Annotated in this window: 22 protein-coding genes; 19 read left to right on the forward strand and 3 right to left on the reverse strand. The window is 63.4% G+C overall.

Features of this window, described 5'->3' with window-relative positions; genetic code table 11:
• Positions 1–4: 4 nt before the first annotated feature.
• Positions 5–604: a TadE/TadG family type IV pilus assembly protein gene (locus AC0L2U_RS03290; RefSeq protein WP_473601386.1), complete on the reverse strand. Its 600-nt coding sequence runs from the start codon at positions 602–604 to the stop codon at positions 5–7.
• Between the two features lie 453 nt (positions 605–1,057).
• Here AC0L2U_RS03290 and rpsF point away from each other — a divergent pair, with 453 nt between their 5' ends.
• The 16 genes from rpsF to AC0L2U_RS03370 all read left to right on the forward strand — a co-directional run bounded on the left by rpsF (position 1,058) and on the right by AC0L2U_RS03370 (position 15,483).
• Positions 1,058–1,558 carry a 30S ribosomal protein S6 gene (gene rpsF, locus AC0L2U_RS03295; RefSeq protein ID WP_183453862.1) on the forward strand — a complete coding sequence of 167 codons (501 nt, stop codon included), beginning with the start codon at positions 1,058–1,060 and terminating at the stop codon, positions 1,556–1,558.
• Positions 1,558–1,806, forward strand: a complete 249-nt coding sequence (gene rpsR, locus AC0L2U_RS03300; protein WP_006203718.1) for a 30S ribosomal protein S18 — start codon at positions 1,558–1,560, stop codon at positions 1,804–1,806. Before rpsF ends, rpsR begins: the two co-directional genes overlap by 1 nt.
• Before the next feature lie 218 nt (positions 1,807–2,024).
• Positions 2,025–2,609, forward strand: a complete 585-nt coding sequence (gene rplI, locus AC0L2U_RS03305; RefSeq protein WP_023813757.1) for a 50S ribosomal protein L9 — start codon at positions 2,025–2,027, stop codon at positions 2,607–2,609.
• A gap of 300 nt (positions 2,610–2,909) precedes the next feature.
• The gene (locus AC0L2U_RS03310; protein WP_473601387.1) at positions 2,910–4,214 is read left to right on the forward strand and encodes a class I SAM-dependent methyltransferase; all 1,305 of its coding nucleotides are present in this window, start codon (positions 2,910–2,912) and stop codon (positions 4,212–4,214) included.
• Between the two features lie 69 nt (positions 4,215–4,283).
• A complete protein-coding gene (locus AC0L2U_RS03315; protein WP_127322260.1) occupies positions 4,284–4,607 on the forward strand; it encodes a YnfA family protein in 324 nt (107 codons plus the stop codon).
• A 1-nt stretch (position 4,608) separates the two neighbouring features.
• A complete protein-coding gene (locus AC0L2U_RS03320) occupies positions 4,609–5,580 on the forward strand; it encodes a small ribosomal subunit Rsm22 family protein (RefSeq protein ID WP_292336783.1) in 972 nt (323 codons plus the stop codon).
• Between the two features lie 141 nt (positions 5,581–5,721).
• On the forward strand, positions 5,722–6,606 hold the full coding sequence (locus AC0L2U_RS03325; RefSeq protein ID WP_473601388.1) for a DUF1428 domain-containing protein: 885 nt from the start codon (positions 5,722–5,724) through the stop codon (positions 6,604–6,606).
• Complete coding sequence (locus tag AC0L2U_RS03330; RefSeq protein ID WP_473601521.1) at positions 6,519–6,845, forward strand: YciI family protein; 327 nt, start codon at positions 6,519–6,521, stop codon at positions 6,843–6,845. Before AC0L2U_RS03325 ends, AC0L2U_RS03330 begins: the two co-directional genes overlap by 88 nt.
• Positions 6,842–8,071, forward strand: coding sequence for an RNA polymerase sigma factor (locus tag AC0L2U_RS03335; RefSeq protein ID WP_473601389.1), 1,230 nt, complete (start codon positions 6,842–6,844; stop codon positions 8,069–8,071). The genes AC0L2U_RS03330 and AC0L2U_RS03335 overlap by 4 nt, the downstream gene beginning before the upstream one ends.
• A gap of 226 nt (positions 8,072–8,297) precedes the next feature.
• A complete protein-coding gene (locus AC0L2U_RS03340) occupies positions 8,298–9,788 on the forward strand; it encodes a replicative DNA helicase (protein WP_126068580.1) in 1,491 nt (496 codons plus the stop codon).
• A 57-nt stretch (positions 9,789–9,845) separates the two neighbouring features.
• Complete coding sequence (gene radA / locus AC0L2U_RS03345; protein ID WP_013532526.1) at positions 9,846–11,249, forward strand: DNA repair protein RadA; 1,404 nt, start codon at positions 9,846–9,848, stop codon at positions 11,247–11,249.
• Between the two features lie 63 nt (positions 11,250–11,312).
• The gene (locus tag AC0L2U_RS03350) at positions 11,313–11,972 is read left to right on the forward strand and encodes a CvpA family protein (protein WP_127267853.1); all 660 of its coding nucleotides are present in this window, start codon (positions 11,313–11,315) and stop codon (positions 11,970–11,972) included.
• 104 nt (positions 11,973–12,076) lie between these two features.
• Entirely contained in the window at positions 12,077–13,546 is a 1,470-nt protein-coding gene (gene purF / locus AC0L2U_RS03355) for an amidophosphoribosyltransferase (protein WP_013532528.1), read from the forward strand.
• 44 nt (positions 13,547–13,590) lie between these two features.
• Positions 13,591–14,331, forward strand: a complete 741-nt coding sequence (locus AC0L2U_RS03360) for an SDR family NAD(P)-dependent oxidoreductase (RefSeq protein ID WP_127397307.1) — start codon at positions 13,591–13,593, stop codon at positions 14,329–14,331.
• A gap of 135 nt (positions 14,332–14,466) precedes the next feature.
• Positions 14,467–15,096 carry a hypothetical protein gene (locus AC0L2U_RS03365; RefSeq protein ID WP_127267854.1) on the forward strand — a complete coding sequence of 210 codons (630 nt, stop codon included), beginning with the start codon at positions 14,467–14,469 and terminating at the stop codon, positions 15,094–15,096.
• Positions 15,097–15,261: 165 nt separating this feature from the next.
• Positions 15,262–15,483: a hypothetical protein gene (locus tag AC0L2U_RS03370; protein ID WP_013532531.1), complete on the forward strand. Its 222-nt coding sequence runs from the start codon at positions 15,262–15,264 to the stop codon at positions 15,481–15,483.
• A 3-nt stretch (positions 15,484–15,486) separates the two neighbouring features.
• Here the strand turns inward: AC0L2U_RS03370 and AC0L2U_RS03375 are convergent, their stop codons facing one another.
• A complete protein-coding gene (locus AC0L2U_RS03375; RefSeq protein ID WP_127269953.1) occupies positions 15,487–15,993 on the reverse strand; it encodes an OsmC family protein in 507 nt (168 codons plus the stop codon).
• A gap of 204 nt (positions 15,994–16,197) precedes the next feature.
• Here AC0L2U_RS03375 and aguA point away from each other — a divergent pair, with 204 nt between their 5' ends.
• Entirely contained in the window at positions 16,198–17,304 is a 1,107-nt protein-coding gene (aguA, locus tag AC0L2U_RS03380) for an agmatine deiminase (RefSeq protein ID WP_127810862.1), read from the forward strand.
• A 45-nt stretch (positions 17,305–17,349) separates the two neighbouring features.
• The gene (locus tag AC0L2U_RS03385; RefSeq protein ID WP_127398467.1) at positions 17,350–18,444 is read left to right on the forward strand and encodes a polyamine ABC transporter substrate-binding protein; all 1,095 of its coding nucleotides are present in this window, start codon (positions 17,350–17,352) and stop codon (positions 18,442–18,444) included.
• Between the two features lie 21 nt (positions 18,445–18,465).
• On the opposite strand, the gene AC0L2U_RS03390 is transcribed toward AC0L2U_RS03385, so the two are convergent.
• The gene (locus AC0L2U_RS03390) at positions 18,466–19,215 is read right to left on the reverse strand and encodes a helix-turn-helix transcriptional regulator (RefSeq protein WP_127321132.1); all 750 of its coding nucleotides are present in this window, start codon (positions 19,213–19,215) and stop codon (positions 18,466–18,468) included.
• 105 nt (positions 19,216–19,320) lie between these two features.
• Between AC0L2U_RS03390 and AC0L2U_RS03395 the strand changes: the two genes are divergently transcribed.
• Positions 19,321–20,838, forward strand: coding sequence for a S10 family peptidase (locus AC0L2U_RS03395; RefSeq protein WP_292683001.1), 1,518 nt, complete (start codon positions 19,321–19,323; stop codon positions 20,836–20,838).
• Positions 20,839–21,012: the final 174 nt, after the last annotated feature.

Raw genomic sequence — 21,012 nt, forward strand, 5'->3', positions numbered from 1 at the left:
CGATTCAGGACGGGTCGAAGCCGTCGCCATTGACGTTGACGGCGGTTACGAATGGAACCAGCGAGGCGCGGATCTTGCGCGTCGGCGATTTCGCCCCTTCGAGCGTGTCGAGCAACGATTTTGTCGCCGTCCTCAGCGCCGTCATACGCGCTCCGGCCATCGAGCCGGTGTTGTCCAGCACCAGCACGACTTCGAGCTGGTTGTTCGATTCGACCGCCGAGGCATCGACCACGATGTGCTTGCTGTCGCCGAACAGGAAGGCGAAGTTGAGATTGACGTCCGCCGAGGCAACCGCCTTTGTCTTGACGAAGTTGACGCCCTTGTCGACAGTCAACGTCGCCTGCGCATTGCCGAGCTCGCCATGACCGACGATATTGGCCTGGAAATAGCGGTTGAAAGCGTCATTGCGGGTGATGTCGAGATCGCCAAGGTGCGAAGACGCAAGGTTTGCCGAATCGAGAGCGTTCTGCAGATTGCTCTTGGCCCGCATAAGGGTCGAGACATCGGTTGCGAAAGCGACTGCCGTCAGGATGACCGGCAAACCCAGTCCCAGCACAAGCGTGAAATTGCCGCTCTTCGAGCGCCAGAATTTGTTGAAAAGCATCCTTACCCCCGGAAATGCTTGCCGCTTTTGCGCGGTTGTCCGGGCTTTTGCGCCTTCCATGATGAATCGACCGTTGATGGCCAGGCTTCAACTCCACACAACCTGCTGGTGTGGTTAAGACGTGGTTGCCGGAAACCACAACTCCGGCCGTTGCTGCTCCCCGATCATCGGCTATGACACACGGGAATGCCGCTTGCCCTTGCTTTGCGGCCGGATTGCTGTATAGACGCCCGCAATCTGCCGGTCCTTGCTGGGGGCTGAACGGAGGGCCGGAGGTTTTTCAGAACCTTCGTGTGAAGCCGGAAGTGCTTCCGCCTCCCGTGTCTCCGCTCTCGACCGTCTCGTCATGCTCCTTTCTTCCCCCTGCCCCTTCGAGGGTTTGCGGGTCAGAGAAGTTGCAGAGGCTTTTGCCGCCGGGAACCGGGAGAGAAACGAAGAAAGGCATAGGACATAATGGCTCTTTACGAACATGTGTTTCTTGCCCGGCAGGACCTCTCGCAGCAGCAGGTCGATGCGCTTGTCGAACAGTACAAGGGTGTCATCTCCGCAAATGGCGGGTCCGTCGGCCGGGTCGAGAACTGGGGACTGAAGTCCCTCACCTACCGGGTCAACAAGAACCGGAAGGCTTACTACACGCTGATGGATTTGAATTGCCCGGCTGCCGCGCTCAACGAGATGGAGCGCCAGATGGGCCTGTCCGAAGACGTGCTGCGTTTCCTGACCATCAAGGTCGAGGCGCATGAGGAAGGCCCGTCGGCCATGATGCAGAAGCGCGAAGAGCGCTCGGAACGCGGCGGCTTCGGCGACCGTGACCGTGGCGATCGTGGTCCGCGTTCGTTCGGCGATCGTGATCGCGGCGACCGTGGCGATCGTCCGCCGCGCTCGTTCGGCGACGCTGGTGCCGATCGTGGTCCGCGCCGTCCGCGCGAAGGCTCTGAAGGGGGTGCAGAATAATGGTCGACATCAATCAGATCCCGACCCGGCGCCCGTTCCATCGCCGCCGCAAGACCTGCCCGTTCTCCGGCGCCAACGCGCCCAAGATCGACTACAAGGACGTGCGTCTGCTGCAGCGCTACATTTCTGAGCGCGGCAAGATCGTGCCGTCGCGCATCACCGCCGTCAGCCAGAAGAAGCAGCGCGAACTCGCCAAGGCGATCAAGCGCGCCCGCTTCCTCGGCCTGCTGCCCTACGTGGTTCGCTAATATCTCAAATGCGGGCGGTTCGCCGCCCGCTCTTTCCCACGGCGACGGGCGCCGCAGGGCCGAACATCAAATCCCGGGTTGAGGTCAAAACCTCTAACTGCCGCAACAGGCAGGACAGCGACACCAGCGCCAAAGGCGCTCAAGCTTCCTGACCTGTTCCCAAGACATTCGGCGTCGATCTCAACGATCGATTGGCGCCCAACCGAAGGAACAAAACCATGGACGTCATTCTTCTCGAACGCGTTTCCCGCCTCGGCCAGATGGGCGATACCGTCAAGGTCAAGGACGGCTTCGCCCGTAACTTCCTGCTGCCGCAGGGTAAGGCGCTGCGCGCCAACGAAGCCAACAAGAAGAAGTTCGAAGGTCAGCGCGCCCAGCTCGAAGCCCGCAACCTCGAGCGCAAATCGGAAGCGGCCCAGGTCGCCGAAAAGCTCGACGGCAAGAGCTTCATCGCCGTTCGCTCCGCCGGCGAAACCGGACAGCTTTACGGTTCCGTTTCGACCCGCGACATCGCCGATCTGCTGACGGCGGAAGGTTTCTCGATCAATCGCAACCAGATCCTGCTCAACCAGCCGATCAAGACCATCGGTGTCACCAATGTGGCGATCGCGCTGCATCCGGAAGTCGAGGTCACCGTCACGCTCAACATCGCCCGCACGGCCGACGAAGCCGAGCGCCAGGCCAAGGGCGAGACTCTGACCACCGCCGAAGCCATCTATGGCGACGACATCAACGACAACGCCCGGCCGGAGAACTTCTTCGATCCGAACACCGAGTTTGAAGGCGGCGAAGACAACGCCTGATCATCCATAGCAAAGAGGTTGAAGCTGCGCTCCGATCTCGATTGAAGCGTGCTTCGATCACTTTGCCGTCATCCAGCCATGCTGGACCAATGCCCGGGCCTCTCGCCCGGGCATTTTTGTGCCAAATGGAACTTTTCGAACCCCTATATATTGTTGCAGACTATGGCGTCGCGCGTCCTTTGGCCGCGCAAAGCAACGCTGTGCAACTTTGGTTCGGCGCAAGATCTTCGGCGAAATCGGAACCGATTTTCGCGGTCACGCGCCAAGGCAGCCTGTCTGGCCGAGAGGGGACATTTGGTCATGAATATCCTGTTGAAGCGCGTTCTCGACCGCCTGGTGCGTACCGGCAATCTCAAGGTGACCGGTCCCAAGGGCTCGACTGTGGTTTTCGGCGACGGCAGCGGCGAACCGGTGCACATGCACATCAAGACCGCGCATGCCGAGCGCGCCATCACCTTCGATCCGATGTTGGCGGTGCCTGAAGCCTACATGGACGGCGAACTCGACATTCTCGAGGGCGGCGTGCTGGGCGTGATGCGCATCGCCTTCCAGAACATGGGCAGCGGCGGCATCGACGCCACCTGGTCGAAGGCCATCGAAGGCTTGCGCCACGCCTTCCGCCGGCTGCAGCAGATCAACACCGCCTCGCGCTCGCGGCGCAACGTGCAGCGACACTACGATTTGTCGGGCGACCTCTACCGGCTCTTCCTCGACGAGGACATGCAATATTCCTGCGCCTATTTCGAGCAGCCGGACATGACGCTCGACGAAGCGCAGGCCGCCAAGAAACGCCACATCGCCGCCAAGCTCCGGCTGAAGGCCGGCCAGACCGTGCTCGACATCGGCTCCGGCTGGGGCGGGCTTGGCCTCTACCTCGCCAAGGCGTTCGAGGTCGACGTGCAGGGCGTGACGCTGTCGACCGAGCAGCATGGCGTAGCCACCGACCGGGCGCACGCGCAAGGGCTGGAAAGCCGTGTGCATTTCGAGCTGAAGGACTACCGCGAACTCAACGAGCGTTTCGACCGCATCGTCTCGGTCGGCATGTTCGAGCATGTCGGCGTCAACCACTACCGCACCTTCTTCGACAAGAGCGCGACGCTGCTCAAGCCCGATGGCGTGATGCTGTTGCACACGATCGGTCGTTCCGGCGTGCCGTGGGCGACCAGCGCCTTCATCCGCAAATACATCTTCCCGGGCGGCTATATCCCTTCGCTCTCGGAAGTCATGCCGGCGATCGAAAAGTCGGGCCTGGTCGTCACCGACGTCGAGATCCTGCGGCTCCACTATGCCGATACGCTGAAGCACTGGGGCGTGCGCTTCGCCGCCAATCGCGACAAGGCCAAGGCGATCTATGACGAGCGTTTCTGCCGCATGTGGGAATTCTACCTGGCGGCCTCGGAAGCCGCCTTCCGCTGGCAGGACCTGGTGATCTTCCAGATCCAGATCGCCAAGAAGAACGACACGCTGCCGATGACACGCGACTACATGGCCAAATGCGAAAAAGCGCTTGAGATGCGCGACATGGGGCATCGTGAAACGGCTCCCGTCAAAAAGAGCCCGGCCGCCAAGCCGGCTCGCCGCCGCAAGGTTGCCGACCAGGAATAGCATTGCCGCTTGCCATTGCCGGCGCCTGCACTGAAAAAGGTCCCGTGACTGTCGCGGGACCTTTTTTTCATGACCTACGTCCTCTATGCCGCCGCCGCTCTGGCCGAGATCGCCGGCTGCTTTTCGTTCTGGGCCTGGTGGCGGCTGGATAAGTCGCCGCTGTGGCTTCTTCCCGGCCTCGCCTCGCTTGCCCTGTTCGGCTTCCTGCTGGCGCTGGTGGACATGTCAGCCGCCGGTCGCGCCTACGCCGCCTATGGCGGCATCTACATCGCGGCCTCGCTTGGCTGGCTGTGGCTGGTGGAGGGCGTTCGCCCCGACCGCTGGGATCTTGCCGGTGCCGCGCTCTGCATTGCCGGCGCTTCGGTGATCCTTCTCGTTCCGCGGGGCGCGTGAGATGGAGTTGCCGGCCTCCCTTCGCCAAGGTGTCGAGCGCCTGCTCGAAAACGTTCCGCTGGCGGTAATCAAGCAAGCGGCAAAAACGCTGTCCGACCGTTACCGTGCCGAGTTGCGCGACGGCCGTTTGCACATGGCCGAGGATCTGGCCGTGAAAGCCTATTTGGCGACGCGGCTGCCGGCGACCTATGCCGCGATCCGCGCCAGCCTCGACGCGCTGAGCGACGCAAAGCCCGGCTTTCAACCCAGGAGCCTGCTCGATGTCGGCGCCGGCCCTGGCACGGTGCTTTGGGCCACGACCGACCAGTGGCCCGATCTCGAACAGGCAGTGTTGTTCGAAGCCAGTGCCGCGGTGCGCAAGGTCGGCGAGACGCTTGCCGGCGACACAATTGCCGCCCAGACCAGATGGCTGGCCGGTGATGCCACCATCGACCTTGCCGACATCGAGCCGGCCGATCTGGTCACGTGCGCCTATGTGCTCGACGAAATCGCTCCCGCATCACTGCCGAAGCTCATCGACCGCCTCTGGCAACTCACCGCCGACACGCTGCTTGTGGTCGAGCCGGGCACCCCCGCCGGCTGGCAGCGCATCCTTGCCGTGCGCCGGCAGTTGATCGAGGCGGGCGCGCATGTGCTCGCGCCTTGCCCGCATCAGGCGCCCTGCCCGCTCACCGCGCCCGACTGGTGCCACTTTTCCCGCCGCGTCGCCCGCTCGCGCCTGCACCGGCTGGCCAAGGACGCCGACGTGCCGTGGGAAGATGAGAAATTCATCTATGTCGCGGCTTCTCGCGACGGACTCACATCGCACCAGGCGCGGGTTCTTGCGCCGCCGAAATCCGGTTCCGGCAAGGTTCTGCTCAAACTTTGCCGGGACGACGGCACCGCCGCCGAGCGCTTGTTCACCAAGCGCGACGGCGCCGACTTCAAGCTGGCCCGGCGGCTGGACTGGGGCGACAGGCTGGCTTCCGAATAGACAGCAGCAGCGTTTGCGACCGCCTCGAAGAAAAATTTCGAAGCGATGTCGAATCCAGGCCGTGCCGTTCGACCATTGGCGTTCTCGGACCTTTCGAGACGCCAAGAGTGTCAAACGGCATTAGCCAATAGGAGAAACGCAATGAGCTATATCGCAGGATTTGTCGCCGCGGTGCCCGCCGCCAACAAGGAAGCTTACCGCAGGCATGTCGCCGAGGTGGCATCGGTGCTGAAGGAGTTCGGCACCACCCGCATGGTCGAAGGATGGGGCGACGACGTGCCCGGCGGCAAGATCACCGACTTCAAGGGAGCCGTGAAGGCAAAGCCGGATGAAGTCATCACCTTTTCATGGCACGAATACGCGGACAAGGCGGCGGCGGACGCGGCCTATCAGACGATGATGAGCGACCCGCGCATGGCGGAGATCGGCGCGTCCATGCCCTTTGACGGCAAGCGCATGATCATCGGTGGCTTCACGCCCTTCATCGACCTGAACACGACCGGCAAGACGGGCTATATCGATGGCTCGCTGGTGCCGGTGCCGGCCGCCAACAAGCAGGCCTACCTTGCCGTAGCGACGAAGCAGGCCGCGGTGATCAAGGAACACGGCGCAACCCGCGTTGTCGAAGCGTGGGGCGACGATGTTCCCGACGGCGAGGTCACCGACTACCGTGGCGCCGTGAAAGCGACGGGCGACGAGGTCGTCGTCTATGCCTGGGTCGAATGGCCGTCGAAGCAGGTGCGCGATGACGCCTGGAAAAAGGTGATTGCCGATCCGCGCATGTATGCCGACACCATGCCCTACGACCCAGCGCCGGGTCCATGGCGGCTTTGCGCCGATCCTCGACGCCTGATCCCAAGAACCCTAGTTTTCGACAATCCTGGAAAAGGAAACCCACCATGCGTTACGCCTGTCTCATCTATTACCACCCCAAAACATTGTTCGGCGGCAGCCCGGAGGCCAATGCCGTGCTGGCCGAGTGCTCCGGATATGACGAGGTGCTCAAAGCCAGCGGCCACTTCGTAACCGCCGAGGCCCTGGTGCTGCCCGAGGAGGCAATGACCGTGCAGGTCCGCGACGGCAAGATGTCGACCGTCGACGGCCCGTTCATGGAGACCAAGGAGATCCTGGGCGGCATCATCGTCATCGAGGCCCGCGATCTCAACGAGGCGGTGCGAGTGGCGAGCGGCCATCCACTGGCAACGATCGGCTTTGTCGAAGTTCGCCCGGTCGTCGACTTCAGCCAGCCGCCGCCGGTCCTGTGAGCACCACCAGCCCCCGCGATGCCCTGGAGGCGGCCTACCGCACCGAGGCGCGGCGCGTGCTGGCGACCTTGATCCGCCTGCTCGGCGGTTTCGACGCGGCGGAGGAGGCCTTGCATGAGGCCTTCACTGCTGCCGCCGAGCAATGGCCGCGCCAGGGTGTGCCGGCCAACCCCTATTCCTGGCTGGTCTCGGCCGGCCGCTTCAAGACCATCGACCGCTGGCGCCGGGAAGCGCGGCTGGCCGGGGCCCTTCCCGAGCTCACGGCTTTGGCCGAGCCGACGCCGGAACCAGCCATGCCGGAAGACATCCAGGACGATGAATTGCGGCTCATCTTCATCTGCTGCCATCCGGCGCTGGCGCCGGATGCACGCATCGCCCTGACCCTGCGCGAAGTGGGTGGTTTGACCACCGAAGAGATCGCCCGCGCCTATCTGACGCCTGCACCGACCATTGCGCAACGCATCGTGCGGGCCAAGGCGAAGATCCGGGACGAGGCGATCCCTTACGAGGTGCCCGACCGCGACGACCTGCCGGCGCGTCTCGAGAGTGCGCTGCAGGTGATCTACCTGATCTTCAACGAGGGTTACGCGGCAACCGAGGGGCCGAACCTGACGCGGGCCGATCTGTGCGCCGAGGCGATCCGGCTCGGCCGGCTGATGGTCGAACTGCTCGACCAGCCGGAGGCGCAAGGGCTGCTTGCCCTGATGCTGCTGCACGAGGCGCGGCGCGCGACGCGGGTCAATGCGAGCGGCGACCTTGTCCTGCTGGAGGATCAGGACCGCACGCTGTGGGACCGTTCGCTGATCGCCGAGGCCGACGGCCTGATCGGTCGGGCGATCGCCTCGCGCCGCATCGGACCGTATATCCTGCAGGCGGCCATTGCTTCCGTCCACGCCGAGGCGGCAGGCACGGCGGAGACCGACTGGGTACAGATCGTCGCGCTTTACGATGTGCTCGGCCGCGTCGACCCCTCACCGGTCGTGGCACTCAACCGCGCCGCGGCCATAGGCATGCGCGACGGCCCGCAGGCCGGACTGGCGGAAATCGAGGCGGGCATGGCACAAGGCGGGCTGGACGGCTACCATCTGGCGCACGCGGCGCGAGCAGACATGCAGCGCAGGCTTGGCTTGACCGAAGCGGCAAGGACCTCCTACCGGCTGGCGATCGAGTTGACCCGGCAACCGGCGGAACGCCGGTTCATCGAGGGGCGACTCGGTCAGCTTTGAGCGGGATGGCTGCACAGGGCACCATTCTTGTTTTCTCGTTTTGTTCTCCCTATAGATGCGCTACAATCGTTCTTTCGATTCGAGTCAATTGTGATTCTTTCCACCGAAAAAACTCGGCTGTGAATCGCGGGTATCAAAGCTGATTGGACAGGCACTGGTGCAGATAAGTCAGCATGGACTTGTCACGTTCTGATATCGAAAGGCCGGGATCGAAATCGGGGATATCATGGCAGAAGCAGCGCGAAAATTCGGCGTGGCGGAAACACCGCTTTATCGTGAAGCGCCCAACAACATCGAGGCCGAGCAAGCGCTGCTCGGCGCCATCCTCGTCAACAACGACGCCTTCTATCGCGTCTCGGACTTCCTCAAGGCCAGCCATTTCTACGAGCCGCTGCACCGCAAGATCTTCGAGGTGGCGTCCGAGTTCATCCGTATGGGCAAGGTCGCGACGCCGATCACGCTGAAAACCTTCCTGCCCGCCGACGAGAAGGTCGGCGACATGACGATGGCGCAATATGTCGTGCGGCTGGCGGTCGAGGCTGTGACCGTCGTCAACGCCACCGACTATGGCCGTGCCATCTACGATCTTGCGACGCGCCGCGCGCTGATCACGGTCGGCGAGGACATGGTCAACATCGCCTATGACGCGCCGGTCGACATGGCGCCCGGCGAACAGATCGAGGATGCCGAGCGGCGGCTGTTCGAGCTGGCCGAAAACGGCCGCTACGATGGCGGTTTCGAGAGCTTTTCCGATGCGTTGAAGAATGCCGTCGACATGGCCAGCGCGGCCTATATGCGCGATGGCCACCTGTCCGGCATTGCCACCGGCCTGCGCGATCTCGATCATCGTATGGGCGGGCTGCAGCCGTCGGATTTGATCATCATCGCCGGCCGCCCAGGCATGGGCAAGACGTCGCTGGCCACCAACATCGCCTACAACATCGCTGCCGCCTATGAGCCTGCCCAGCAGGCCGACGGTTCGGTCAAGGCGGCCAATGGCGGCGTCGTCGGTTTCTTCTCGCTCGAAATGTCGTCGGAGCAGCTGGCCACCCGCATCATCTCCGAGCAGACCGAGATCCCATCGTCGAAAATCCGGCGCGGCGATCTGACGGAGGCCGATTTCGGCAAGCTCGTTGCCTACACGCAGGAGAACCATAAACGGCCGCTCTATATCGACCAGACGGGCGGTATTTCCATTGCCCAGCTTGCGGCGCGCGCCCGCCGCCTCAAGCGTCAGCGCGGGCTTGACCTGATGGTCATCGACTATATCCAGCTGATGCAGGGTTCATCCGCCAAGGCGTCGCAGAACCGCGTCCAGGAAATCACCGAGATCACTACCGGATTGAAGGCACTCGGCAAGGAGCTCGGCGTGCCAATCATCGCCCTCTCACAGCTCTCGCGTCAGGTCGAAAGCCGCGACGACAAACATCCCCAGCTGTCCGACCTGCGCGAATCGGGTTCGATCGAGCAGGACGCCGACGTGGTGCTGTTCGTTTACCGCGAGGAATATTACATCAAGAACAAGGAGCCGGAGAAAGGCACGCCCGAGCATCTCGCCTGGGAGACAAAGATGGTCGAAGTCCAGGGCAAGGCCGAAGTGATCATCGCCAAGCAGCGCCACGGACCGACCGGCACCGTCAGCCTTGCCTTCCAGGGCGAGTTCACCCGCTTCTCCGACCTCGCCGAGGAGCATCATCTGCCGGAAAGGTTCGAGTAGCTTTTTGACCTACCCCAGCCAACCTCGCCCAGACCATTTTCAAGCAGCATCCCGCTGATGGCAAAGTCGCGCGTCCAATTCATCTGCCAGAGTTGCGGATCGGTGCATCAGCGCTGGGCCGGCAAATGCGATGCCTGCGGCGAGTGGAACACGCTGGTCGAGGAAGGCACCTCCGGCGGCATCGGCTCAGGACCAGCCAACACGCGCAACGCCCGCAAAGGCCGCGCGGTGGTGCTGACCACGCTGTCCGGCGATATCGAGGACGCGCCACGCATCATTTCGGGCATTGGCGAACTCGACCGCGCCACCGGCGGTGGTTTCGTGCGCGGTTCGGCGCTGCTGGTCGGTGGCGATCCCGGCATCGGGAAGTCGACGCTGCTTACCCAGGCGGCCGCGGCACTGGCGTCAAAGGGCCACCGCATCGTCTATGTCTCGGGCGAAGAGGCGGTCGCGCAGATCAGGCTGCGGGCGCAGCGACTTGGCGTCGCCTCTTCTCCGGTGGAACTTGCCGCCGAGACCAATGTCGAGGACATCCTGGCGACGATCGCCGACGGCAAGCGGCCTGATCTCGTCATCCTGGATTCGATCCAGACGCTATGGACCGACCTTGCCGATTCGGCACCGGGCACCGTCACACAGGTGCGCGCCGCCGCCCAAGCGATGATCCGCTATGCGAAATCCACGGGTGCTGCGATCGTGCTGGTCGGCCATGTCACCAAGGAAGGCCAGATCGCCGGGCCGCGCGTCGTCGAGCATATGGTCGACGCCGTGCTCTACTTCGAAGGCGAAGGCGGCCACCACTACCGCATCCTGCGTACGGTGAAGAACCGTTTTGGACCGACCGACGAGATCGGCGTCTTCGAAATGTCGGACAAGGGCCTGCGCGAGGTTGCCAATCCGTCCGAGCTTTTCCTTGGCGAGCGCCATGCAAAATCGCCCGGGGCCGCGGTTTTCGCCGGCATGGAGGGGACAAGGCCGGTGCTGGTCGAGATCCAGGCACTGGTCGCACCCTCCTCGCTCGGCACGCCGCGCCGCGCCGTCGTCGGCTGGGACGGCGCCCGGCTGTCTATGATCCTGGCAGTTCTCGAAGCCCATTGCGGGGTGCGCTTCGGCAGCCACGATGTCTATCTCAACGTCGCCGGAGGCTACCGGATTTCGGAGCCCGCGGCCGATCTGGCAGTGGCGGCCGCCCTGGTTTCCTCGCTCACCGGTCTTGCCCTTCCCGCCGATTGCGTCTATTTCGGCGAAATCAGCCTTTCGGGCGCCGTGAGGCCGGTTGCGCATGCGCAACAGCGCCTCAAGGAAGCCGAAAAGCTGGGTTTTGGAAGTGCGGTTCTGCCCTCGGGCAGCGGGGAACTGGCAGGGGGGATCGGGGCCGGTTCTTTCCAGCCGACCGAGCTTGCCGACCTCGTGGCACGCATAGCCGGCTCACGCCGAAGCCGCGTGGACGAAGAAGATTAGAGCATCGGACCCAGAGCCCGATGTTCCGCGCTATAATGCGGCTCATGGAGTGGGGCGAAAGACATGCCGATTACGCTGCTTGACGGAATTCTCGTCGGCTTCACTCTGGTCTCGGCGATGCTCGCCATGGTTCGCGGCTTTTCGCGTGAAGTCCTGTCCGTCGTCTCCTGGGCAGCGGCGGCAGCGGCGGCGTTCTTCTTCTACAAGCCGGTTGTGCCTTACCTCGCGCCCTACATCGAGAATGAAAAGATCGCCATGGCGGCCGCCGCCGGCGTCGTCTTCATCGTCGCGCTGATCGTCGTATCGGTCATCACCATGAAGCTCGCCGACTGGATCATCGATTCGCGGATCGGCGCGCTCGACCGTACGCTGGGTTTCCTCTACGGCGCCGCGCGCGGCATCCTGGTCGTCGCCGTGGCACTGCTGTTCTTCAACTGGCTGGCTGGCGCCAAGGCACCGGCCTGGGTCACGGAGGCCAAGTCGCGGCCGCTGCTGGAACAGATCGGCGCCAAGCTCGAAAGCCTGCTGCCCGAGGATCCGGAAAACGCGATTCTCAAGAAGCTCAATCCGAATCAGCCGGCCGCCGAGACGCCAGCTGCTCCGGACGCACCGGCGGCGGATGCTCCGGCGGGCGGCGACGATGCCAACACGCCGGCGCCTGACGACAATGACGCAACACCACCGGCCAACAACGCTCCGGCACCGGCGGCACCGGCCAACTGACGCCGAAAACGGCGTCAGGATCTGACGATGGTGTGAACGACCGCACGGCCCGCGTTGCTTTCGGCGCGAACCCGCATTATATGGCGATTTTAGCGGAGCTTAAGATGGCAGACGCAGACGACGTGCTTTCCGCCGAGGCCGACGACCATTTCCACGACGAATGCGGTGTGTTCGGCATTTTCGGCCGGCAGGACGCCGCGGCCATCGTCACATTGGGCCTGCATGCGCTGCAGCATCGTGGCCAGGAAGCGGCAGGCATCGTTTCTTACGACGGCAGCCAGTTCCATGTCGAACGCCATGTCGGCCTGATCGGCGACACCTTCACCAAGCAGCGCGTCATCGACAGCCTGCAAGGCAACCGCGCCATCGGCCATACCCGCTACGCCACGACTGGCGGCGCCGGCATGCGCAACATCCAGCCCTTTTTCGCCGAATTGGCCGATGGCGGCTTCGCCGTCGCCCACAACGGCAATCTGACCAACGCCATGACCGTGCAGCGCGCGCTGCAGAAGCAAGGCGCGATCTTCTCCTCCACCTCCGATACCGAGACGCTTTTGCACCTCGTCGCCACCAGCAAAGAGCGCGACCTCAACTCGCGTTTCATCGATGCGGTGCGGCAGGTCGAGGGCGCTTTCTCGCTGGTGGCGATGACGGCCAAGAAGATGATCGGTTGCCGCGATCCGCTCGGCATCCGGCCGCTGGTGCTCGGCGATCTCGACGGCGCCTGGATCCTGGCCTCCGAAACCTGCGCGCTCGACATCATCGGCGCGCGTTTCGTTCGCGACCTGAAGCCCGGCGAGATGGTCGTCGTCACCTCCAAGGGCATCGAGAGCCTGTTCCCCTTCGAGCCGCAGAAGACCCGCTTCTGCATCTTCGAATATGTCTATTTCGCGCGGCCGGATTCCTCGGTGGAAGGCCGTAACGTCTATGAGGTGCGCAAGCGCATCGGCGCCGAGCTGGCGGTTGAAAGCCCGGTCGAGGCGGACATCGTCGTGCCGGTGCCGGATTCGGGCACGCCGGCGGCGATCGGCTTCAGCCAGGCTGCAGGCATTCCCTTCGAACTCGGCATCATCCGCAATCATTATGTCGGCCGCACCTTCATTCAGCCGGGCGATTCGATCCGCCACATGGGCGTCAAACTGAAGCACAATGCCAACCGCCGCATGATCGAGGGCAAGCGCGTGGTGCTGGTCGACGACAGCATCGTGCGCGGCACCACCAGCCAGAAGATCGTGCAGATGGTGCGCGACGCCGGCGCCAAGGAGGTGCATATGCGCATCGCCTCACCGCCGACACGCGCCTCCTGTTTCTACGGTGTCGACACGCCGGAGAAATCGAAGCTCCTGGCATCGCGCATGTCGATCGAGGAGATGGCCGAGTTCATTCGCGTCGATTCGCTCGGCTTCCTCACCATTGACGGGCTCTACCGCGCGGTCGGCGAGGCCAGCCGCGATAACGACCAGCCGCAATTCTGCGATGCCTGCTTCACCGGCCAGTATCCAACCCGCCTGCTCGACTTCGAAGGCCACGACAATGTGCGCACGCTGTCGCTGCTGGCGACGAGCGGGACGTAGGCCGGACCGCCATCAGCGTTAGTCAAATTCCCGGAATCCATCGCATGACCCTCGACCTTTCCGACCGCGTTGCGGTCGTCACCGGCGCCTCGCGCGGTATCGGCTATTTCATTGCCAAGGAATTGGCTGCCGCCGGCGCGCATGTCATTGCGGTGGCGCGCACTGTCGGAGGACTGGAAGAGCTCGACGACCAGATCAAGGCGGCCGGCGGCCAGGCGACACTGGTGCCGCTCGACCTCGCCGACATGGCCGGTATCGACCGCCTGGGCGGCGCCATCCACGAACGCTGGGGCAAGCTCGACATTCTCGTCGCCAATGCCGGCGTGCTCGGCGTCATCTCGCCGATCGGTCATGTCGAAGCAAAAACCTTCGAGAAGGTGATGACCATCAACGTCACCTCGACCTGGCGGCTGATCCGCTCCGTCGACCCCCTGCTGCGGCTCTCCGATGCTGGACGAGCGATCATCCTGTCCTCCAACGCAGCGCACTCGGCGCGCGCCTTCTGGGCACCCTACGCGGCTTCCAAGGCCGCGGTGGAGACGATGATGCGCTCCTGGGCGCATGAAACGCAGAGCCTGCCGCTCCGGGTCAATGCCGCCGACCCTGGCGCCACCCGCACCGCCATGCGTGCCCAGGCAGTGCCGGGCGAAGATCCCGAGACGTTGCCGCATCCCTCCGAGATCGCCAAACGCATCGTGCCGCTGGCCAGCCCGGACCTGAAAGAGACCGGATTGATCTTCCAAGCCAAGCACAATCGGTTCGTCGCCTATCGCCAGCCGGAATAAAACTAGAGCCTTTTTGCCGCATGTCGGTTTCCCAAGAACCGCTGCATACTTTTAGGCGACATGCGTAGGGATTAAACAGGCCTCCGGCAACGTTTCTTCTGATGTAACCCGTCGAAGACCAACCGGAGGACCGACATGCGTAAACTGCTTCTCGCCACCGCCGCCACCCTGATCGCAGCCGCGGGCGCCGCTTACTCGCAAGATGCCAAGATGAGCTTCTTCGTCACCAGTGTCGGTTCCGGCAAGGGTGCCGACCTCGGCGGCCTCAAGGGCGCCGACGCGCATTGCGCGTCGTTGGCGGAAGCCGCCGGCGTCACCGGCAAAAGTTGGGCCGCCTATCTGTCGACCAGCGACACCGACGCCCGTGACCGCATCGGCAAGGGGCCGTGGGTGAACGCCAAGGGCGTCAAGATCGCCGACGATGTCGCCTCGTTGCACAGCGATGCCAACGGCATCACCAAACAGACAGCGCTCAACGAGAAAGGCGAAGCGGTCAACGGCCGCGGCGACACGCCCAACCGCCACGACGTGCTGACCGGCTCCAAGCCCGACGGCACCAAGATCGCCGACCAGACCTGCGGCAACTGGACGATGAGCGGGGCGGAAGGCGCCGCGATGATGGGCCATCATGACCGCGCCGGTCTCGACGATTCGGCAGCGGCCAAATCCTGGAATTCCTCGCACGCCTCGCGCGGCGGCTGCAGCCAGGAGGCGCTCAAGGGCACCGGGGGCGATGGCTTGTTCTATTGTTTTGCCACCAACTGAGCCGATTGCGCTTCGAAATCGGGCTGGAAACCCCCGTCACATCACGCGGCTGTGATGTGACGGCGGGAAGCTGTGCGGCGGTCAGGCTTTCGTCATTTCCATGGAGTTGGTAGGGTCACAGCGACTCCCACAACAGCGCCCAACTGGCAGAACAAGGAAATCCCCATGGCTACGACCGCAGCAGCGTTGGTCTGGTATCTGGTAATCGCCGGCCCGCAAGGCGGCATGGTCGTGCTGCCCAGCACCTTCGACAAACGCGAACAGTGCACCGCCGCCATCACCGAATATCAGAAGCAGCCGACACCGGCCGGCTGGTCGGTGCAATGCGTGCCGAGCGCCTCGCCCTTCACTGACGAGGGCGACGCCGAAGAACCGTCGGCGCAGTAAGCATCAGCGGCGTGCGCTCACCGTCAGCTCCGGCTTCTGGCTGATGGTCTGGAACACCACGCAATAACGCTCGGTCAGCTTCAGCAGCGAGTCTACCCGCTCCTGCGGCTCAGCGGTGTCGAGGTTGAAATTGAGCCGGATGGCGCGAAAGCCGACCGGTGCATCCTTGGCGACACCGAGCGTGCCGCGAAAATCGAGATCGCCTTCGGCCTCCACCGTGGCGGCGCCGAGCTTGAACTCGAGCGCCGTCGCCACCGCCTTGAGCGTCACCCCGGCGCAGGCGACCAACGCCTCCAGCAGCATGTCGCCCGAGCAGAGTTCAAGCCCTGAGCCGCCTGTTGCCGGATGCAAGCCGGCGATGGCGAGCGCCCTGCCCGTCTCCACCTTGCAGGCAACCGACTGGTCATCGATCGAGCCCTTGGCGCGAAGCGTGATCAGAGCCTGCGAAGCATCGTCACGGTAGGCCTGCTTCAGCGGCGCCTGCATGGCCTTCAGTTCGGTCGCATCCATCCGCTTTTCCCCTTTCGTCGACTGCTTGCGTCACCGGCATACGCCGTCCGGTCGAGATTTGCGCCGATCACCGTGGCAAGGCAATGCCGTTCCGCAACAGGAGACAGCGGTCAACACCGATATCCCAAATGGGACATTGACGGACAAGGTCCCAAAAACGTCTGATCCGGGCAAGTCATCACTCCATTTCCCGGCGGTCCCAAGATGCCCCGTACCCTCTCGACAAGGCCGAAACAGGATGGGTTTCGCGCGCCCGGCGAATTCGAACCAAAGTCAGGCTGCTGGCTGATCTGGCCGGAGCGGCCGGACACCTGGCGCCTCGGCGCCAAGCCCGCGCAAAAGCTGTTCGTGGATGTCGCCGCGGCGATCGCGCAAAGCGAGCCAGTGACGGTGGCGGCCTCCGCTCGCCAGTGGCAGAATGCCCGAGCGCGATTGCCCGGCCATGTGCGTGTCGTGGAGATGTCCACCAACGATTCTTGGCTGCGCGACAGCGGTCCCAATTTCGTCGTCAACGATCAAGGCGGCGTGCGTGGCGTCGATTGGATCTTCAACGCCTATGGCGGTTTTGACGGCGGCCTCTACGCGCCATGGGACCTCGATGATCTGGCAGCGCAAAAAGTGCTCGAAATCGAGAACATGGATCGCTACCGCGCACCGCTGATCGCCGAGGGCGGCGGGTTGCAATGCGACGGCCAGGGCACCCTCATCACGACGGAGCAATGCCTGCTCAACCGAAATCGCAACGCTCATCTCGGCAAGGCCGAGGTGGAACGCCAGCTTGGTGACTATCTCGGCGTCGACACCGTCATCTGGCTGCCGCGTGGCCTTGCCTTCGACGAAACCGACGGCCATGTCGATGACATCTGCTGCTTCGTGCGTCCCGGCGTGGTCGTGCTGAGCTGGACCGACAATCGGGAGGACCCGCAATACGAGATTGTGCGAGAAGCCGAAGAGGTGCTGCGTTCGGCCCGTGATGCGCGTGGCCGCGCACTGGAGATCCACCGGCTGCCGCATCCCCTGCCGATCGAGATGACGCCGGAAGAAAGCGAGAGCGTGGACCGGCTGGATTCGACCTGGGCGCGACCGGCCGGAAACCGGATCGCGGCGAGCTACATCAACTACTATCCGGGCAACAGCGTCGTGGTGGTACCGCAGTTCGGCTGCGATCTCGATGTGAAGGCCAAGCAGACGCTGGCCGAGCTGTTTCCCGACCACAAGATAGTCGGCATCGAAAACTCACGCGAGATCCTGCTGGGTGGCGGCAATGTCGCCTGCATCACCTTGCCGGTCTATGCCCCGCAGCGACGCTGAGGGACGACGCATGCCGAAAACAGATAGCGAAAACGGAGGACATTTATGCGCGCTCTGATCTTCTCAACCCTGCTTGCCTGCGGCGTCTGCGCAAATGCGGCTTCGGCTGACGAGGAAAAGATCGTCAACGTCTACAACTGGTCCGACTACATCGCGCCGGACACCGCCGAGAAATTCGAGAAGGAAACGGGCATCAAGGTTCGCTACGATGTCTATGACGGCAACGAAGTACTTGAAACCAAGCTGCTCACCGGCGGCTCGGGATATGACGTGGTCTACCCCTCAGCCTATCCGTTCCTGAAGAACCAGGTGAAGGCGGGGGCGTTCCTGGAACTCGACAAATCGAAGCTTGCCAACCATTCGAAGATCGATCCGCAGGCCCTGGCGCTGATCGCAGGCGCCGACCCGCAGAACCTTCATGCCGTGCCCTATATGGCTGTCACCGACGGCATTGGCTACAACGTCGCCGCGGTGAAGCAGAGGCTGCCGGACGCGCCGACGGATTCCTTCGCCATGGTCTTCGACGTGGACGTGGTCAAGAAGCTCTCCGATTGCGGCGTGGCCATGATCGATGCGCCGGCTGAAGTCATCCCGATGGCGATGAACTATCTTCACATCGACCCCAAATCGACCAGTCCCGACGACCTCGCCAAGGTCGAGGACCTGATGGGCAAGGTGCGGCCCTACATCCGCTATTTCCATTCGTCGAAATACATCAACGACCTCGCCAACGGCGACATCTGCGTGGTGTTGGGCTGGTCGGGCGACATACTTCAGGCAAGAACCCGTGCGGCGGAATCCGTGAAGAAGCTGGAGATCGCCTATTCCATCCCCAGAGAAGGCACGCTCATCAACTTCGATACGATGGTGGTGCCGAAAGATGCGCCGCATCCCGACAACGCCCAGGCCTGGATCAACTTCAATCTGCGGCCCGATATCGCCGCGGCCAATTCCAGCTATGTCTCCTATGCCAATGCGATACCGGAATCCCTGCCGCTGATGGACAAGGCGATAGCCAGCGATCCCGGCGTCTTTCCGCCTGATGCCGTGAAGGCCAAGCTGTTCGTGGTCGACAACAACGACCCAAAGCTGCTGCGATCACAAAACCGCATGTGGACGCGCATCGTGACGGGGCAATAGAGCTGGCGGAAGCCGTCAGGCTCAAGCGGCTTCGCGGAAGGCCGCCAGCAGCTCGACCTGGGAGTGCACGCCGAGCTTGCGGTAGATCTGCTTGATGTGGTTGCGGACGGTGCCGGGCGAGACGGCGAGGCTTCGCGAAATCGTCTTGGCGTTGCCACCCTCGACCAGATGCCGCGCAACCTCGGCCTCGCGCCTGCTCAGCCGCGAGCGTCCGTCACCGATTGCGGCGCCCTTGTCCCGGGAGCGGCACAGATGAAGCAATCTTTGCAGAATGAGCCTTGTCGCGCTGCTTGCCGCGCAAGCCATCTCCAGATCCTGATCGCCAAAGGCTGGTGCCCCGTTTCGCCGCAGGAAGGTGACATAGCCAGCGGTCAGCCCGTCGAGATTGAACACGCCGGTGATCTCGTCGAAACTGTCGGAAGGGCCGAAGAATTCGCGATAGTAGGGGGTACGCTGGAAGTCGCCATTGCGGAGTGCCGACAGCGGCAACAGGAAATCCTGTCTTGTGCTGGCGAACCTCTGGAAGAAGGGATCCTGGCGATACAGTCGTGCATCGTAGTCGCGGTTCCAGCGATCGGGGCCGGCATCGTCGATGGTCAGGGATGTGATGTCGCGACGGTAAAAGCCGACATAGGCGCGGTCGGAGCCAAGCAGTCCGCTCGCCGCCGCTGTGAAGCGAGCGGACAATTCTTCGGGCGTTGCAGCCATGGCCGCGGCGGCGACACCACCGCTCCAGTGTCCAAACCGATCGAGAGAGATGTTCGACTGCATTCCGGCTCACATTAGCGCAAGCCGTTGCAGGTTCAAGACAGCCATTTCCTTTGACTTCGATCCTCTCGGCCATACCTATGCGGGAGTCGTTGTCGCGGAGCCATCATGCCGGTCAAGCTGAAACTGATCTGTCTTATCCTGCCGATGCTCGCCGTCCTGGCGCAGCCCGTCCTGGCTGAAACGGCGGAGCGGCCGGCACCTGCGGGCGGTGTGCTGTCCCTGCTGCCGCCGCCGCAGACCACCAACCATTCGATCACACTGGCCGGGCGCAAGCTGGATTACCAGGCAAAGGCAGCGACCCTGTCGCTGCTGTCGGGCATCGGCGACGTCACGGCGGAGATCTTCTATGTCGCCTACACGCTGGAGCCGCCGGCGAGCGTGGCCAAAGACCCGCAGCGGCCGATCACTTTCGTGTTCAATGGCGGCCCTGGAGCAGCGTCCGCCTATCTGCATATCGGCGCACTCGGTCCACGGATAATCGCGACGGGAGCCGATGGCGAACTCCTGCCCTCACCGCAAAGACTGATCGACAATCCGGACAGCTGGCTCGACATGACGGATCTCGTCTTCGTCGATCCGGTGGGGACCGGCTACAGCCGCGAGGCACCGGGGCAGGACACGCGCGATTTCTGGGGCGTCAACCAGGATGCCAGCTCGATTGGCGCCTTCATCCGGCTCTATCTCGCGCAGAACGGCCGCACCGGGTCGCCGCTGTTCCTCGCCGGCGAAAGCTATGGCGGGTTCCGCGCGGCGCTGCTCGCCAGGACATTGCAGGAAGATATCGGCATCAGTCCGAGCGGCATCGTGCTGATCTCGCCGGCGCTGGAGTTCACGCTGGTGCAGCCCGACGAATTCGAGCCGCTGCATTGGGCGCTCGAACTGCCTTCCCTGGCGGCGGTGCGGCTACGCACCGAAGGCGTCAGCGGCGATGCATTGCGGGAGAAGTTGGCCGAAGTCGAACACTATGCGATGGGCGATTACCTCACGGCAATCACCAGCGGACTGGAGCAAGGCAGGCGGCTGGCGAGCCAGCGCGTCGCTGAGATCACCGGCCTGCCACTCGATTTGGTGCAACGGAACTCCGCTCGCATCCCCACCGGCCTGTTCGCAAGGGAGTTCACCCGTGCCAGCGGCAAGGTGCTCAGCCCCTATGACGCCACGATCGGCACAGCCGATATCGCGCCTGAGAGCGCCCGCATCGCCGGCCCGGATCCGGTGCTCGACCGCAGCGTGCCGGCGCTGACGTCGGCTTTCGTCGGCTACATCCGTGACGAATTGAATTTCCGCACCGATGTCAGCTATCGGCTGCTCAATGGCGAAATCAGCCACAAATGGGATTACGGGACCAGCGCCTCGCGGCAAGGCTATGCCGGAGTGATGGACGATCTGCAGCGCGCACGCTCACTGAACCCTTCGCTTGGTGTCGTGATCGTCAACGGCTACACCGACCTGGTCACGCCTTACCTCGCCTCGCGCTACCTGGTGAACCAGATCCCATCGCTCGCCGATGCCAAGCCTATCCGTCTCGATGTCGTCGAGGGCGGGCACATGATGTATTTCAGGCCCGACGGCCGACGCGCGCTGAAAGAAGCCGCTTCGGAGCTTTACCAGGCGACGCAGTAGGCTTGGCGACAGTGCAGCTCGGCATGGCCCCCTGCCCCAACATAACCACCGGGCTGGCGTAGCGCCGCAGCGATTTTCGCCCTTATAGCTTGGTGCCGAGGGAACTGAATTCACAGCTCCTCGTGTCGCTCCTCACAGCATTCTGCCGCTCCGGAAATTTGGTCCCACGCGCCT

This window comes from Mesorhizobium sp. WSM4808 (genome assembly GCF_055811675.1).

What these genes read in the sequence shown, in the direction of transcription:
- AC0L2U_RS03390 (WP_127321132.1), bottom strand. Translation starts at nt 19,215, where the DNA reads ATGCAGTCGAACATCTCTCTCGATCGGTTTGGACACTGGAGCGGTGGT.
- AC0L2U_RS03395 (WP_292683001.1), top strand. Translation starts at nt 19,321, where the DNA reads ATGCCGGTCAAGCTGAAACTGATCTGTCTTATCCTGCCGATGCTCGCC.
- AC0L2U_RS03360 (WP_127397307.1), top strand. Translation starts at nt 13,591, where the DNA reads ATGACCCTCGACCTTTCCGACCGCGTTGCGGTCGTCACCGGCGCCTCG.
- purF (WP_013532528.1), top strand. Translation starts at nt 12,077, where the DNA reads ATGGCAGACGCAGACGACGTGCTTTCCGCCGAGGCCGACGACCATTTC.
- AC0L2U_RS03375 (WP_127269953.1), bottom strand. Translation starts at nt 15,993, where the DNA reads ATGGATGCGACCGAACTGAAGGCCATGCAGGCGCCGCTGAAGCAGGCC.
- AC0L2U_RS03365 (WP_127267854.1), top strand. Translation starts at nt 14,467, where the DNA reads ATGCGTAAACTGCTTCTCGCCACCGCCGCCACCCTGATCGCAGCCGCG.
- rplI (WP_023813757.1), top strand. Translation starts at nt 2,025, where the DNA reads ATGGACGTCATTCTTCTCGAACGCGTTTCCCGCCTCGGCCAGATGGGC.
- AC0L2U_RS03315 (WP_127322260.1), top strand. Translation starts at nt 4,284, where the DNA reads ATGACCTACGTCCTCTATGCCGCCGCCGCTCTGGCCGAGATCGCCGGC.
- AC0L2U_RS03325 (WP_473601388.1), top strand. Translation starts at nt 5,722, where the DNA reads ATGAGCTATATCGCAGGATTTGTCGCCGCGGTGCCCGCCGCCAACAAG.
- AC0L2U_RS03350 (WP_127267853.1), top strand. Translation starts at nt 11,313, where the DNA reads ATGCCGATTACGCTGCTTGACGGAATTCTCGTCGGCTTCACTCTGGTC.
- AC0L2U_RS03290 (WP_473601386.1), bottom strand. Translation starts at nt 604, where the DNA reads ATGCTTTTCAACAAATTCTGGCGCTCGAAGAGCGGCAATTTCACGCTT.
- AC0L2U_RS03385 (WP_127398467.1), top strand. Translation starts at nt 17,350, where the DNA reads ATGCGCGCTCTGATCTTCTCAACCCTGCTTGCCTGCGGCGTCTGCGCA.
- AC0L2U_RS03310 (WP_473601387.1), top strand. Translation starts at nt 2,910, where the DNA reads ATGAATATCCTGTTGAAGCGCGTTCTCGACCGCCTGGTGCGTACCGGC.
- aguA (WP_127810862.1), top strand. Translation starts at nt 16,198, where the DNA reads ATGCCCCGTACCCTCTCGACAAGGCCGAAACAGGATGGGTTTCGCGCG.
- AC0L2U_RS03370 (WP_013532531.1), top strand. Translation starts at nt 15,262, where the DNA reads ATGGCTACGACCGCAGCAGCGTTGGTCTGGTATCTGGTAATCGCCGGC.
- rpsR (WP_006203718.1), top strand. Translation starts at nt 1,558, where the DNA reads ATGGTCGACATCAATCAGATCCCGACCCGGCGCCCGTTCCATCGCCGC.
- radA (WP_013532526.1), top strand. Translation starts at nt 9,846, where the DNA reads ATGGCAAAGTCGCGCGTCCAATTCATCTGCCAGAGTTGCGGATCGGTG.
- rpsF (WP_183453862.1), top strand. Translation starts at nt 1,058, where the DNA reads ATGGCTCTTTACGAACATGTGTTTCTTGCCCGGCAGGACCTCTCGCAG.
- AC0L2U_RS03340 (WP_126068580.1), top strand. Translation starts at nt 8,298, where the DNA reads ATGGCAGAAGCAGCGCGAAAATTCGGCGTGGCGGAAACACCGCTTTAT.
- AC0L2U_RS03320 (WP_292336783.1), top strand. Translation starts at nt 4,609, where the DNA reads ATGGAGTTGCCGGCCTCCCTTCGCCAAGGTGTCGAGCGCCTGCTCGAA.